Below are 15,189 nucleotides of genomic sequence, written 5' to 3'. Positions count from 1 at the left end.
TCGAACGGCTTTGCCTTTTTCCCGCACAACCATTGACGGCGTCCGGCTGTCAAACCCGGTAAAGAGCAACCCGTATGCCATGGCAGCATGTATGGGTTCGTCACCCGAAGTACGGCTATGGCACCACATGTCCTGATGTGACCGATCGGGATGTGTGGGGACGCCGTTCGGCTCGGGGGAGGGTGCGGCGCGACCGGGCCGCACGGGAAAGGGATGACCGCGAAGTGAAGATTGTTTTTCTGGTGCGCGACCTCTGCCACATGGGGGGTGTGGTGAGTGCCACGCAGAACCTGGCGAGCGCGCTGGCCCGCCACCACGAGGTGGAGATCGTCGCCCTGCGCAAAGTGCGCGACGAGTCCTACTTCCCGCTGGACGAACGGGTCCGGGTCCGGGCCCTGACCGACCTGCGGGAGAACTCCCACCGCTACGACGGCGAGGACCCGCTGGCCCACGAGTTCCCGCTGCGCTACCCGTACGGCGCGAACGAGAAGACTCCGCTGGTCAGCAGGCTCGCCGAGCGGCGGCTGCTGGAGTTCTTCGCCGAGACCGACGCGGACGCCATCGTCAGCTCCAACCCGCGGATCACCACCATGCTCGCCGAGGCGCCGGGCACCTTCCTGCGCATCGCGCAGGAGCACTCCATGCCGCGGATCTACGCGGAGAACGTCCGCAAGCCGCTCTTCGAGGCGTACCGCAAGCTCGACGCCATCACGGTGCTCTCGCCCGAGGAGCACGCCAACCTCAGCAAGCTGGTCCCCTACGTCCGGGACCGCATCAACGTCATGCCCAACTGCATCCCCGACCCGGGCGGCCCCCGCTCCGACGGCAGCAGCAAGGTCGTCGTCACGGCCGGCGTGCTGAAGAAGCACAAGAACTTCCACGGCCTGGTCGACGCCTTCGAGACCGTCGTGCGGCGCCACCCCGACTGGAAGCTGCGGATCTACGGCGACGGCGCCGACCGGGGCGCCCTCCAACGCCGCATCCACGACAAGGACCTGTACAACCACGTCCAGCTGATGGGGCCGGCCTTCCCGGTGACCGCCGAGTTCGGCAAGGGGGCGATCTTCGTCCTCCCCTCGCTGCGGGAGCCGTTCGGCAACGTCACCGTGGAGGCGATGACCCGGGGGCTGCCGGTCGTCAGCATGGACTGCGACCACGGCCCGCGCAACATCCTCACCCCCGGCACGGACGGCATCCTCGTGCCCAACGGGGACAACGCGGCCATGGCCGAGGCCATCGTCGAACTCATCGAGGACGACGAGCGCCGTCTGGCCATGGGCGAGGCCGCGGCCCGCACCGCCGAACGGTTCTCCGAGGAGCCCAGCGCCGAGCGGTTCGGCGCGATCCTGGAGCACGCCGCACTCCGTCGCCGGCTGCCCGGCACCGCGGACGCCGAGGTGCTCGACGGCGGCGACGTGCGGATCACCCTGCGGGGGGTCGCCGCCGACCAGGTCACCGGTGACCTGGAGCTGGTCTGCCGGGACGTCCGCGGGCGCCGGGAGCCGGTGCGGCTGCCGGTGGTCGCCGGCGCGGCGCTGATCGGACACCGGGACGTCCTCGGCGAGGGCCACTGGGAGATCGGCGTCGCCAGCCCCAAGGGCCCGGAGAAGCGGCTCGACGCGGAGCACCTCGACGTGACCCGGATGGTGTCCCGCCGCCCCGCCCCCTCCGGCGGCGGACTGGAGGTGCTGCTGCCGCACAAGGACGACCGGGGCCGCCTCCTGGTGCGCAGTCAGGTGCGCGCGCTGCACGGCGAGGTGCTCGTGGTGCGGGTGGACGGGGATGCGGTGGTGGTGGAGGGCGAGCTCTGGGGCGCCGAGGTGCCGGACGAGGCCGCCGACCCCGTCGTCGAAGGAGTGAACCGCGCCGATGCGGAGCGCACCCTGAGGGTGCCGCTGACCGTGACGGAGGGCACCCGCTTCCGGTTCGAGCTGCCGCTGTCGACCCTGGTCGATGCGCACCACGGGGACGAGGAGATCTGGGACCTGCGGATCCGCCTGGACGAGGAGCGCACCGCCGGCCTCGGCATGTTCGCCACCGATATCCTGGAGCCGTACAAGGTCTTCAAGTACCCCCGGCCGGTCCGCCCCGGCCGGCACACCCGGGCGTCGGCCCCGGCACCCCGCCGCCCCCTGCTGGGCGCGCTGCGCAAGCGGACCGAGCCCGCCGAGCCGCCCCGCACCGAGATCCGGCCGTACTTCACGGTCACCGCGCAGTTCGCGGTGAAGACGGTCACCGTCTGACCCGCCGGCGCACCGACGACGACGGGGCCGGGCACGGAGGGGAATCCTCCGTGCCCGGCCCCGTTCCCGTGCCCGGGACGGCCGCGGGGGCCGGGGAGGCGTTCCTCCCCGGCCCCCGCGGGGCGCGTCACAGCTCCCGGGCCTGCTCCAGCATCCGGTCCACGACCCGCCGCGAGGCGGAGCCGTCGTCCAGGTCGCAGAACAACCGGTGGAAGCGGTCGAACCGGTCCTGGTACTCGACCTTGACCTCCTCGATCCGGCGGATCGACTCGACCAGCTCCTCCGAGGTGCGGATCAGCGGCCCGGGGGAGTCCTCCTCGAAGTCGAAGTAGAACCCGCGCAGGGTGTCCCGGTAGTGCTCCAGGTCGTAGGTGAAGAACAGCATCGGCCGCTTGAGGTGCGCGTAGTCGAACATCACCGAGGAGTAGTCGGTGATCATGATGTCCGCGGCCAGGTACAGCTCGGCGATGTCCGGGTACTCGGAGACGTCGAAGACGAAGCCGTTGCCCGCGCCGGGCACCGCGTCCACGATGTTGGAGTGGCGGCGGATGAGCAGCACGTGGTCGTGGCCGAGCCGGGCCCGAGCGTCGTCCAGGTCGATCTTCAGGCTGAACTTGTACTGGCCGGCGCTGTGCGACTGGTCGTCGCGCCAAGTCGGGGCGTACAGCACGACCTTCTTGTCGGCGGGCAGCCCCAGCTTCTCCTTCACCGACTCGGCGATCTTGTCCCGGTCGGGGGAGTACAGGTAGTCGTTGCGCGGGTAGCCCGCCTCCAGGATCTCCCCGTGGTACGAGAACGCCCGCTTGAGGATCGGGGTGCTGAACCGGTTCGACGAGACCAGCAGGGACCAGTTGTTGGCCTCCTTGCCCAGGCGGTTCTGGTACTCGCGGTCGAAGTGCAGCGTCTCGATGTCGTGGCCGATCTTCTTCAGCATCGTGCCGTGCCAGGTCTGCACGATGACCTGACCGGGCCGCCGCTCCACCCACTCGGGCAGGTGCCCGTTGGTGACGATGTAGCGGGAGGTGGCCAGCGCCTCGAACCACTCCCGGCCCCACATGCGGACCTTGTCGGCGGTCGGCGGCAGCACCACCTGACCGTCGCGCACGGCCCACAGGTACTTCAGCTCGCTGCCGCGCTTCAACAGCTCCTCGTGCATCGCCCGCGGACTGTCGGAGTACTGCTTGCCGTTGTAGCTGAGGAAGAACACCTGCTCGCGCAGCGGCTGCTGACGGCCCGGCTCGTACACCTCGCGGCGCAGCTGCGCCTGACGGTAGGGGCCCAGCTCCATGTCGCTCAGCTCGGAACGGCAGTTGAGCTGTGGGTAGGTGCCCCACAGCGACTCGAACCAGTAGCGCCGGCCGTTCAGGACCGTCTTCAGCGGGAACTGCCGCGCGGCCGACCGCTCGATGACGAACGCCGCCTTGGGCACCTCGGGCTCGTCGGGCAGCCGCAGGAACACGTTCCACCGGCCGGCCTTCAACGGCACGTCGCCCGAACCGCCCAGCGACGACGGGTCGAAGGCCACCGTGAAGCGGCCGTCCGGCTGCCAGGTGACCGGCACGGTCCGCTCGTCGAACCGGCCCCGCGACTTGACCAGCAGCTCCGCGCCGACCAGGCGCTCGCTGGTGTAGCCGTCCATGACGATCTTGCCGCCGCGTTCGACGACGTTGGTCACCACCGCACGACGGCCCCGGCCGACGATCTTCAGATAGCCGTTGTTGCCGGATATCAGCGCGATCTCGTGGTGCGCGGCCTCCGGCCCCATGGAGGCGGGCAGGTCGCCGCGCAGGTCCGCCAGACCGTCCCGCACCACACTGCTGTAGCGGTGCTCGGTGCCGTCCGGGTCGGTCGCCACCAGGACCGTGCTCCAGGAGCGGCGGTCCGGCTGCGCCTTGGCCTCCAGGGCCTCGTTCGGCACCAGGGCCACGTCCGCGATCGGCACCCGGGCGGTGAAGAGCCGACCCGCCGGGGTGACCTGCACCTCCACCGGGTAGTCCATGACCTCGCCGCTCTTCTGGTTGCTCAGCCGCAGCACCAGGTCGGACACCGAGGTCGCGCCGGCCCGCAGCTCACCGCTGACCACCAGTTCGTCGCCGTCGATCCGCCGGTCGGTGACGAGCGCCTTGACCTTCTCCAGCCGCAGCTTCAGCGCGCTGCGCTCCACCACCGGCAGCAGTCGGTGGTCGCCGTCCAGCCAGTGGTACGTGGGGAAGTTGGCGGCCGAACCGCCGCGCGCCCACACCCCGCTGCGCCGCACCAGCCCGGAGGCGTACACATTGATGCCGACGTGCCAGATGCCCTCCTGCCACTTGCCGCCCTTGCGCAGCTTGGAGGGGTCGAAGACCAGCTCCCAGCCCGCCCAGTCGTAGTTGTAGCGCTTCTGGCCGGAGTGGGTGGTCGCCTCGGGGCGGTGCAGGTTCTTGGCCGGCGCGAAGATCCGTCGACCGGAGCCGCTGTGCTTGAACTGGAGGACCTTCAAGCTGGCCCGCTTGCTGTCGACGTCGACCTTGTCGATCCAGGCGTCACCGGAGAGCACCAGCTTGCCGTCCCGCCAGTCCACCGACCGCAGCGGAGCCTTCAGCGCCAGGTCCTTGTCGATGCGCAGCGCCGACTTCGGCAGCTCCACGCCCGCCTTCTCCAGCGGCTCGAACTCGGCGTACTTGCGGAACACCCCGCTGACCTCGATGGGGTCCTTGCGGCGCTGCGAGGCGAGCAGCGCGATCAGCTCGTTCATCTGGTGCTTGCGCACCAGCAGCCACTGCACCCGCAGCACCAGCGGCAGCGCCATCACCGTCTGCGGGTCGATGGTGTCGAGGTAGCGGTTGGTGGCCTCCAGGAACGCCTCGTGGAACTCGGCGGTGGCGTCCGGCAGCACCCGCAGGAACAGCCGCAGGTCGTCGCGGAGCACCCGGTCGTCGTACTGCTTCTTGTAGACCGCGAACTCCGGGCCCGGCTGCTGCGCCAGGAACTGGCTCACCATGGTGACCGCGGTGACCCGGTCCCGGATGGCCTGCGGCTCCTTGCGGCGCTGGGTGATCGACGGGGCGGCCTCGCCCTCGCGCAGCCGCCAGAAGTACGTGGGCTCACCGATGATGTCGACGGCCTCGGCCCGGTAGTGGGCGGGCAGCACGACCGGGATGTCCTCGTGCAGGATGCCCTCGGGGAAGGCGAACCCGTGCTTCTCCCAGAACGACCGGCGGAACACCTTGTTGCAGGCGATCCGGTCCGCGACCAGCCGCGGCATCTGCGAGATGTGGGTGCGCTGCTGGGCCTCGCCCGAGAGCATCTTCAGCAGCGGCACCTGCCAGGACTTCTCGCCCCGCAGGTGGAACACGTTGCCGGTGCAGAAGTCGGAGCCGCTCTCGTCCAGGCTGGTGACCATCAGCCGGTACGCGTCCGGCGGGATCACGTCGTCGCTGTCGACGAACGTCAGGAACTCCGCGTCCGGCGACATCCGGGATATGCCGGTGTTGCGGGCGGCGCCGAGGCCGCCGTTCTCCTTGCGGATCAGCGTGAACCGCGGGTCACGGGCCGCGTACTCGGCCGCGATGGCCGCCGAGCCGTCCGGCGAACCGTCGTCCACCATGAGGACTTCGAGGTCACGCAGGGTCTGTGCCTCCAGCGAGTCGAGACACGCCGGAAGGTACTCCTCCACGTTGTAGATGGGTACGACGACACTGAGCCGGGGGGCCATGTGACGTGGTTTTCCTTTCGGTCAGGCCCGCTCGACCAGTTCGAGCACCTGGGCGGGGTACGGAGCGTGTGAACGCTCCTCGAACGGAACGGGAGGGATCAGGGTCGGCTCGCCGAGGAAGACCCGGCGCACGACCCGCTCGGCGGCGCGCCCGTCGTCGAACTCGCAGAACCGGCGGCGGAAGACCTCGCGCAGGTCGGCTGCGGTCCCGTCGCGCCACGCGTCGGAGCGCAGCAGTTCGATGAGGGCGTCCTCGGAGCGGGCCACCGCCCCCGGTGACTCCGTCAGCAGGTCGAAGTAGGTCCCGCGCACCGCGCGGTAGACCTCCCAGTCGTCGGCGAAGACCACGATCGGACGGTCCAGGACGGCGTAGTCGAACATCGCCGACGAGTAGTCGGTGATCAGCGCGTCCGCCGCGAGGTACAGGTCCTCCACGGGGTGCCGGCCGGACACGTCCACGATCCGGCCGCTGCGCTGGAGGTCGGCGAGCTGCGGCGAGGCCGAGTAGAAGTAGTGGCCGCGCACCAGCAGCGTCACGTCCGGGCCGAGGGAGTCGGCCAACCGGGCCAGATCCAGCCGGGGCCGGAACTCACCCTGGTACTCGCGGTGCGTCGGCATGTAGAGGAACGCGGTCGTCCCGTCCGCGAGGCCGAGCGCGCCGCGCGCCCGGCGCACGTCCTCGGCGGTGGCGTTGACCAGCACGTCGTTGCGCGGGTAGCCGGTCTCCAGGGACGTGTACGAGCAGGGGTACACCCGCTCCCACACGGTGGTGGAGTGGCGGTTGGAGCTCAGGCTGTAGTCCCAGCGGTCACAGCGCTCCAGCAGCTTCTCGAAGTCCATGCTGGTCGAGGCGGGGTACTTCTGCTGGTCGAGCCCCATGGTCTTCAACGGGGTGCCGTGGTGCGTCTGGAGGTGGACCTGCCCCTCCCGCTTGACCAGCGAGTCGGTGAAGTTGACGTTGTTCACCAGGTACTTGGCGCGGGCCAGCGCCGACCAGTACTCGCGGGAGCCGACCCGGACGTACTCGACGCCCTCGGGCACCGCGCCGACGCTGTCCGCCCGGATCGCCCACACCTGGCGCACCTGGGGGGCGAGGCGGGCCAGTTCGGCGGCGATCGCGGCGGGGTTGCAGGAGACCGAACGGCTCCAGTACGCGGAGAACAGGGCCAGGTTCTCGTCCAGCGGGGCCCGCAGCTGGGACTGGTAGTAGAGGCCCATCGCGCTGCGCTTGGAGCGGCGGACCGCGGCGCCCGCCCGGCGCTTGACGGCCTGTCGGGTGCGCACCGCCTTGGTGGCGCCGGCCAGCGCCGAGTACGCGTCGCGCTCCAGCATCGTGTACTTGTAGCCGCGGCCCCCGGTCGGGCGGGCGAAGTCCGCGGGGACCCGGGCGACGTAGTCGGCGGCGGCCCGGTGGAAGAACTCGGCGCGGGCGTCGCGGGGCAGGCGGCCCGGGCGGTCCAGGATCGTGAGGTAGTGGTCGACCATCTTGCGGAACAGCCGGCTCCGCCACTGCTCCAACTCGGGGTGCGCGTCGAGGAAGCCGAAGACCCGCTCGTACTGGTCGAAGACGTCGAAGTGCTTGCGGCTCACCGTCTTGAGGATGTTCCCGCCCTCGCGGCGCTGCCGGTAGTGGACGCAGACCCGGTCCAGGACGGCTATCCGCTCGGCGGCGATCAGCGAGCAGAACGTCCAGGGGGCGTCCTCGTAGTACCCGGGCGGGAAGGCGAGCCCCAGCCGCTCCACGAAGTCCCGGCGGTACGCCTTGTTCCACACGATCTGGAGGAGGTCGAGCAGTTCCGGGCGGTCCCGGAGGGGGAAGGCCCCGTCGTCCCCGTGGCGCAGCACCTCGGCCCGTTGGTTCGGGCGTACCTCGCCGTTCCAGTACGTGCGCACGTAGTCGTAGACCAGGATCTCGGGGTCCCCGGTTGCGTCCAACCGGTGTGCGATCGCGGACAGCGCCCCCGGGTCGAGGGTGTCGTCGCTGTCGAGGAAGAGCACGTAGTCCCCGCGCGCCTCGGCCAGCCCCGCATTGCGGGCGCGCCCCAGACCGACGTTCTCCGTGAGGTGGATCACGCGTATTCGGTCATCGCGCGAAGCGTAATCGTCGAGGATCGCTCCGGAACCATCGGGGGAACAGTCGTCGACGGCCACGATCTCGACGTCCGTGTAGTCCTGCCGCAGGATCGAGTCCAGACACTCGGCCACGTAGCCTTGGACCTTGTAGACAGGGACGACGAGCGTGAGTCTGGGCATCCTTACAACCTGTTCCGAGAACTGTCCGCGGGAGTGTCGGGCTGCGCTGGGGTTCGCCGGGACCAGTGCCGAGACCGCGCCGACCAATCCTAAAGGATTCACCCGAAGTCTCCCGGGTGCCGGTAGCGCGCCCGTCCCCGCTCGGAACGGCCCGCTCTTCCCCCGTGACGACCTGCGGAAGAGTCGTCATCCTGGATGGTATCGGTCAACACCTGTCACCCTCCGGTCACGGAGACATGGGTCACAGAACGAAACAGAACCGCCGCTGCACCGGTAAACCGGGAACGGACACGGAATGTCCGATTCGATTTTCGGGCGCCGCCGGGTGATTCTGCCTCCGACAGCGTCGACGAAGGGAAGTCCATGAGCTGGCTGGTGACGGGCGGAGCCGGATACATCGGCGCACATGTCGTGCGCGCGCTGGTCGAGGGCGGGCAGCGGGTCGTCGTCTTCGACGACCTCTCCACGGGCAGCCGCGACCGGGTGCCGGACGAGGTGCCCCTGGTGGTCGGCAGCGTCCTCGACCGCACGGCCCTCGACGCCGCCCTGCGCGAGCACGCGGTCACCGGGGTCGTGCACATCGCCGGGAAGAAGCAGGTCGGCGAGTCGGTCGAGAAGCCCTACTTCTACTACCGGGAGAACGTCACCGGACTCCAGACCCTGTTGGAGGCCATGGCGGACGCCGGCGTCGACCGGCTCGTCTTCTCCTCCTCCGCCGCCGTATACGGCATGCCGGACGTGACCCTGGTGACCGAGGACACTCCCTGCGCGCCGCTGAGCCCCTACGGCGAGACCAAGCTCGTCGGCGAGTGGCTGATCAACGCGGCCGCCCGCGCCCACGGGCTGCGCGCGGCCTCCCTGCGCTACTTCAACGTCGCCGGCGCCGCCGCCCCCGCACTCGCCGACTCCGGCGTCTTCAACCTGATCCCGATGGTCTTCGAGCGGCTGGAGGCCGACGAGGCCCCGCGGATCTTCGGCGACGACTACGCCACCCCGGACGGCACCTGCGTCCGTGACTACATCCACGTCCAGGACATCGCCTCCGCGCACCTCGCCGCCGCCGTCAAGCTCGCCGAGGCCGCCCCCGGCACCTCCCTCACCCTCAACATCGGCCGGGGCGAGGGGAGTTCCGTCCGGGAGATGGTGGAGCGCATCCTCAAGGTCACCGGCCGCGAGGACCAGGCCCCCGCCGTCGTCGAGCGCCGCGCCGGCGACCCGGCCCGCGTCGTCGCCTCCGCGGACCGCATCCGCGAGGAACTCGGCTGGTCCGCGCGGTACGGGATCGACGAGATGATCGAGTCCGCGTGGGGCGGCTGGCGCCACCGCCACGGCTGACCCGCCCGCGAGGAACCACGACGGACCCGCAGGGGGCCGGACCGGGGGAGTGCGGACCCGCCCGCCGGGGTCACCCCTCGCCGGGACCGGTGCCCAACCGCTGCTCCGCGGCCTCCTGCGCAGGCGCCACCGCCTGCGCAGGAATCGCCCCGACGATCCGCGCCCGCTGCGCGGCCCGCTCGGCCAGCGCCCGCACCGCCGCGTCGAAGCGGGCGAGCGACGGCTCCCCGGCCGGCCCCAGCAACCGGGTCCGCAGCCGGGCTCGGGCCGGCCCCATCGGGTCGGCCTCCGGGCACCGCACCGAGGCGAGGAGTTCCCCGACCCCGCTTCCGTCCGGCGCCAGCACCGTCGCCGCGCCCACGGTCGGGAAGGTCTCCCGGAACACCTCCTCGGGCAGTCCGCTGGTGTTGGCGACCGCGTACGGCTTGCCGCTGGCCAGGTAGTCGCTGACCACGCTGGACACGTCGCTGATCAGCAGGTCCGCCCGGTCGAAGCAGCCGTACAGCACGGGCCGGGACCCGGTCACGACCTGGTGCGCGCCGGCCGGCAGCGAAGCCCAGTACGCCTCCTCCCACCGCGCGTACGCCGCCGCGACCTCCGCGGCCCGCCCGGGTGCCGGCGCGCCCTGGAGCAGCATCCGCTCCATGTCGTCGGCGGCCCGGCGGAAGCCGGTGCGCGTCGCCCGTTCGAGGTCGGCGGCGGCCGACTCCAGCTCCGCCCGGGCCGCGGGGTCGACCGGGGCCGCGTCCTGCCGGGCCGCGGCGGTGCGGACCATCTCCTGGATGCGGGCGTTGGCGGCGCCGGCCCGCGGGTCCACCGAGCCGGTCATGGGGTGCGGCTTGTACAGCAGGCGCACCCCCGGGTCGGCGAGGAGCGCGCGGACGATGTTCTCGCCGGCCTCGACGACGGAGGTGTTGCCCGGGTTGCCGTCCCAGCCCTCCCAGGTGGGCGCGTACAGCACCGTCACCGGATCGCCGGCCGGCCGGCCGGTGTGCGGTCGGATGGCGTCGAGCTGGGGGCGGCCCACCTCCACGACGTCCTTGTCCTCGACGCCCACCTTGGCCAGGGCGTACCGCTCGCGGGCGGCGGGCCCGGCCACCCACACCTCGTCGTACGCCTTGGAGTAGGGGTTCACCGAGGACAGCTTGTCGCTCTCGCCGTGGTTCACGAAGGCGTGCTTGATGGTGGGGATGCGCAGCACCTGCGAGGTCTTCCCCGAGTTCGCCGGGTGCAGCATCACCTGGAGCGTGGAGTGCTCCAGCCGCATCAGGTCGGCGACCTTCGGCAGGCACACCACGGGGACGTCCGTGGCCCCGATCTTCTGGACCATGAAGCGTTCCCGCAGCACGATCAGCGGGCGCCCGCCGAGCCGGCCGAGGGTCTCCAGCCACATGTTCGCCTGGTAGGCGGAGGCGGTGCCGCCGGAGAAGTACAGGGCCACGGTGGGCCGGTACTCGGCCAGCCACTCCTCGAACCAGGCGAGGGCCTCCTCGGGCCGGGCCGGGCGCCGGGCGGGCAGCAGCCGGGTGAGCAGTTCGACCAGGCCGGCCGTTCCGGCCGCGATCGCCAGCCCGACCCCGACCACGGCCGCCAGGGGCTCGTCGGTGAGCGCGGTCGCCATCAGCCCCGCCGTGGCGGGGAAGCCGAAGAGCAGCAGACGGGTGCCGGCCCGCCGGGCCAGCAGCACCGGCGGGGCGGGCCGCAACCGCAGCCCGGCGGTGTCGACGTTGCGGGTCAGCACGGGCAGCGTCCGGGAGCGGCGGACGAGGATCGCGGCGGCGTGGCAGGCGAAGTGCAGGGCGTAGAACGTCAGCAGGCCGAGGACCAGCGGCAGGTAGGCGGTGCGCTGGTCCTGGCCCTGCTGGTGGGAGAGGAGGCCGGCCACCAGCAGCAGGTCGCGCAGGACCACCCGGAAGGTCACGTCCGCCCGGGTGCGGGCGATCGCCGAGGCCAGCGGCCGTTGCCAGCGGTGCAGCACCGCTTCCGCGGCGATGCCGACGGCGGTCGCCCCGACCAGGAGCGGGACGTGCGGCAGCAGCGCACCCACCACCTGGGCGGCGAAGGAGACCGCCAGGACGGCGGGGAGGACCAGCTTCCCCACACGGGCGAGGGACGGGGGGACGGAACGCAAGATGGGACTCTCCTAGCAGCGCGATCCGGATCCACGCTTCACGCGTGGGGGAACGCGGCGCGGTTGTCGGGCTTGCTGGTCAACGCCGGAAGGGGGCAACCGGTAGCGGGCTTGTGCCCGGTTTCTCGCCGGGGAATCGTGTCGCGCGGAACTGACGCGTCGCTGAGACCCCCATGAGACTTCCGTGCAGGAGGGGGCGGCGGCATCCGCCGATCGGACGGCCCGGACCGATCGGGACGACTCTCACGTACATTGCCAAGCGGCGCCCGGCGGCCCGTCGACGGACGCACCGGGTGGACCGGACGCACCGGGCGACTGAGGGGAAGCGCGTGTCAGGGGTAAGGCAGCGGGTCACGGAAGCACACCGGATCGTGGTCAAGGTCGGCTCGTCCTCGCTGACCACCGCCGCGGGCGGGCTCGACGCGGACCGCGTGGACGCCCTCGTCGACGTCCTGGCCAAGGTCCGCGACGGCGGGGCGAAGGAGGTCGTGCTGGTCTCCTCCGGCGCCATCGCCGCCGGCCTCGCCCCGCTCGGGCTGCACCGGCGCCCCAAGGACCTGGCCCGTCAGCAGGCCGCCGCGAGCGTGGGCCAGGGGCTGCTGGTGGCCCGGTACACGGCGTCGTTCGCCCGCTACGGGGTCCGCGTCGGACAGGTCCTCCTCACCACCGAGGACACCAGCCGCCGCGCCCACCACCGCAACGCCTCCCGCACCCTGGACAAGTTGCTGGCGATGGGCGCGCTGCCGGTCGTCAACGAGAACGACACGGTGGCCACCGACGAGATCCGCTTCGGCGACAACGACCGGCTGGCGGCCCTCGTGGCCCACCTGGTCCGCGCCGACCTGCTGGTGCTCCTCTCCGACGTGGACGGCCTCTACGACGACGACCCCCGCCGACCGGGGGCCACCCGGCTCGCGGAGGTGCGGGGGCCCGCGGACGTGGCGGGCATCGAGATCGGCAGCACGGGGCGCGCCGGCGTCGGCACCGGCGGCATGGTCACCAAGGTCGAGGCCGCGCGGATCGCCGCCGCCGCCGGCGTCCCGGTGGTGCTCACCTCGGCGGTCCACGCGGCGGACGCCCTCGCGGGCCGGGACACCGGCACCTACTTCCACCCCACCGGCCGTCGCTCCCCCGACCGGCTGCTGTGGCTCCAGCACGCCTCGACCCCGCGCGGTGCGCTCACCCTGGACGAGGGCGCGGTGCGGGCCGTCGTGCAGGGCCGCAAGTCGCTGCTGCCGGCGGGGATCGCCGCGGTGGAGGGCGAGTTCTCCGCGGGCGACCCGGTCGAACTGCGGGACGCGGACGGTCGGGCGGTGGCCAGGGGACTGGTCAACTTCGACGCCAAGGAGCTGCCCCGGCTGCTCGGCCGCTCCACCCGGGACCTGGCCCGGGACCTGGGCCCGGCCTACGAACGGGAGGTCGTCCACCGCGACGCCCTGGTCCTGCTCGGGGACTGACCGCCCACCGCACCGGAGCGGCCCGGACGGAGCGGGGACGCACGGGGAGGCGTCCGGCAGGTGGACGTTCCGTAAAAGTGGCCCACGGCGGGCGGTGGGGGTGTCAGCGTGGACGCAGGGTCCGGTGTCAGGGACCAGTCGGACCGGTCGGACGACCACTGCGTGAAGGAGACCGTCGTGGCACGAGCGCGCCAAGGGGTCGCGGCCCGGGCCGGCCTCGCGACCACCGCCCTGAGGGCGGTGCGGGAGGACCGGGCCCCGACGAGCACGACCCGGCAGGGGAGTGAGGGGGTCGAGGGGGCGCCGCGGCTGTGGCACGTGACCCTCAGCCTGTCGGGGGCCGAGGCCCCGCTGGGCGAGGTCCGCCGCGGTCTGGAACAGCTGGCCCACGACCACCCCTTCCTGCTGACCAGCCGGTACGCCCACGACCACGCGGAGATCCGGTACTGGGAGGAGGCGAGGGACCTGCACGACGCCGCGGCGGTGGCGCTGCGCCTGTGGGGTGAGCACCGGCGGACCGCGCAGCTGCCGCCCTGGGAGATCGTCGGTCTCGAAGTGATCGACCGGGAGACGTACCACCAGCGGGTGGCCCGCGGCTACGGGCCCGCCCCCGCCACTCCCGTGGGGGTCCACCCGTACTGAGCTGCCGTGCCCGCGCCCCGGGACGCGCGTCTCGGGGTGTGGGACGAGGGCCGCCCGGGCCCGGGGGCGCATTACCCTGCCCGCATGACGTCGTCGCAAGCTCCGCTCTCCGCGCCTTCCCCGTACGACAACATGTCCGAGGTCGCGCGTGCCGCCTACCGGGCCAAGGCCGCCGCCGCGGACCTCGCCCCGCTGCCCCGCGCCGCCAAGGACGAGGCGCTGTCGGCGATCGCCGACGCGCTGGAGGTCAGGTCCCGGGAGATCGTCGAGGCCAACGCCCTGGACACCGCCAAGGCGCGCGAGGCGGGCACCAGCGAGGCGATCGTCGACCGGCTCACCCTCACCCCGGAGCGGGTGCGCGCCATCGCCTCCGACGTCCGGGACGTGATCGCCCTGCCCGACCCGGTGGGGGAGGTCGTCCGCGGCTCCACCCTGCCCAACGGCATCGACCTGCGCCAGGTGCGGGTGCCGCTCGGCGTGGTCGGCATCATCTACGAGGCCCGCCCCAACGTCACCGTCGACGCCGCCGCCCTCTGTCTCAAGTCGGGCAACGCGGTGCTGCTGCGCGGCTCCTCCTCCGCCTACGAGTCGAACAGCGCCCTGGTCCGGGTGCTGCGCGACGCGGTCGGCGGTGCCGGACTGCCCGCCGACGCGATCCAGCTGGTCCCCGGCGAGAGCCGGGACTCCGTCCGCGAACTGATGCGCGCCCGCGGCTTGGTCGACGTGCTGATCCCGCGCGGCGGCGCCTCGCTGATCCGCACCGTCGTCGAGGAGTCCACGGTCCCCGTCATCGAGACCGGCACCGGCAACTGCCACGTCTACGTCGACGCCCGGGCCGACCTCGACATGGCCGTCGACATCCTCGTCAACTCCAAGGCGCAGCGGCCCAGCGTGTGCAACGCCGCCGAAACGCTCCTGGTGCACCGGGACATCGCGGACGCGTTCCTGCCCCGCGCCCTGGACGCCCTCGCGGAGGCCGGGGTGACCGTGCACGCCGACCCGCGGGTCGCCGCGTACGCGGCGGGCAGCAAGGCGACCGTGGTGGCAGCCACCGCCGAGGACTGGGACACCGAGTACCTCTCGTACGACATCGCCGCCGCCGTGGTGGACTCCCTGGACAAGGCGGTCGAGCACATCCGTCTCTGGTCCTCCGGGCACACCGAGGCCATCGTCACCGGCTCGCAGCAAGCGGCCCGCAGGTTCACCCAGTTGGTGGACTCCACCACGGTCGCGGTCAACGCCTCCACCCGGTTCACCGACGGCGGGCAGTTCGGCTTCGGCGCCGAGATCGGCATCTCCACCCAGAAGCTGCACGCCCGCGGCCCCATGGGCCTGCCGGAGCTCACCAGCACCAAGTACATCGTCACGGGCGACGGCCACACCCGCGGCTGACCCGCGGGGCGTCCCGCGCCCCTCCCGTCCCCCGGACGGCCG

8 protein-coding genes are annotated in these 15,189 nt (G+C 71.9%); 5 read left to right on the top strand and 3 right to left on the bottom strand.

Translation table 11 applies throughout. The features are described 5' to 3' along the window. The first annotated feature begins 272 nt into the window (after positions 1-272). Complete coding sequence (locus ACSMX9_RS07480; RefSeq protein ID WP_445400986.1) at positions 273-2,243, top strand: glycosyltransferase; 1,971 nt, start codon at positions 273-275, stop codon at positions 2,241-2,243. Positions 2,244-2,370: 127 nt separating this feature from the next. On the opposite strand, the gene ACSMX9_RS07475 is transcribed toward ACSMX9_RS07480, so the two are convergent. Both ACSMX9_RS07475 and ACSMX9_RS07470 read right to left on the bottom strand, forming a co-directional pair. Further along, complete coding sequence (locus ACSMX9_RS07475) at positions 2,371-5,937, bottom strand: bifunctional glycosyltransferase/CDP-glycerol:glycerophosphate glycerophosphotransferase (RefSeq protein WP_445400984.1); 3,567 nt, start codon at positions 5,935-5,937, stop codon at positions 2,371-2,373. Between the two features lie 21 nt (positions 5,938-5,958). Then, positions 5,959-8,190 (bottom strand): bifunctional glycosyltransferase/CDP-glycerol:glycerophosphate glycerophosphotransferase, encoded by a 2,232-nt coding sequence (locus ACSMX9_RS07470; protein WP_445400982.1) that lies wholly within the window; start codon positions 8,188-8,190, stop codon positions 5,959-5,961. A 363-nt stretch (positions 8,191-8,553) separates the two neighbouring features. Between ACSMX9_RS07470 and galE the strand changes: the two genes are divergently transcribed. After that, positions 8,554-9,525, top strand: a complete 972-nt coding sequence (galE, locus tag ACSMX9_RS07465; RefSeq protein ID WP_445400980.1) for a UDP-glucose 4-epimerase GalE — start codon at positions 8,554-8,556, stop codon at positions 9,523-9,525. Positions 9,526-9,595: 70 nt separating this feature from the next. On the opposite strand, the gene ACSMX9_RS07460 is transcribed toward galE, so the two are convergent. Beyond that, positions 9,596-11,656, bottom strand: a complete 2,061-nt coding sequence (locus ACSMX9_RS07460) for a hypothetical protein (protein ID WP_445400978.1) — start codon at positions 11,654-11,656, stop codon at positions 9,596-9,598. Between the two features lie 329 nt (positions 11,657-11,985). Here ACSMX9_RS07460 and proB point away from each other — a divergent pair, with 329 nt between their 5' ends. From proB to ACSMX9_RS07445, 3 genes are all read left to right on the top strand, one after another. Further along, the gene (proB, locus tag ACSMX9_RS07455; protein ID WP_445400976.1) at positions 11,986-13,113 is read left to right on the top strand and encodes a glutamate 5-kinase; all 1,128 of its coding nucleotides are present in this window, start codon (positions 11,986-11,988) and stop codon (positions 13,111-13,113) included. Positions 13,114-13,290: 177 nt separating this feature from the next. Then, entirely contained in the window at positions 13,291-13,755 is a 465-nt protein-coding gene (locus ACSMX9_RS07450) for a hypothetical protein (RefSeq protein WP_351238724.1), read from the top strand. Positions 13,756-13,839: 84 nt separating this feature from the next. Beyond that, the gene (locus ACSMX9_RS07445; protein WP_445400974.1) at positions 13,840-15,147 is read left to right on the top strand and encodes a glutamate-5-semialdehyde dehydrogenase; all 1,308 of its coding nucleotides are present in this window, start codon (positions 13,840-13,842) and stop codon (positions 15,145-15,147) included. Positions 15,148-15,189: the final 42 nt, after the last annotated feature.

It is taken from the genome of Streptomyces sp. LE64 (genome assembly GCF_052606915.1).
Note: the sequence above shows the minus strand (reverse complement) of the source record. Positions and strands in the feature narration are given on the sequence as shown.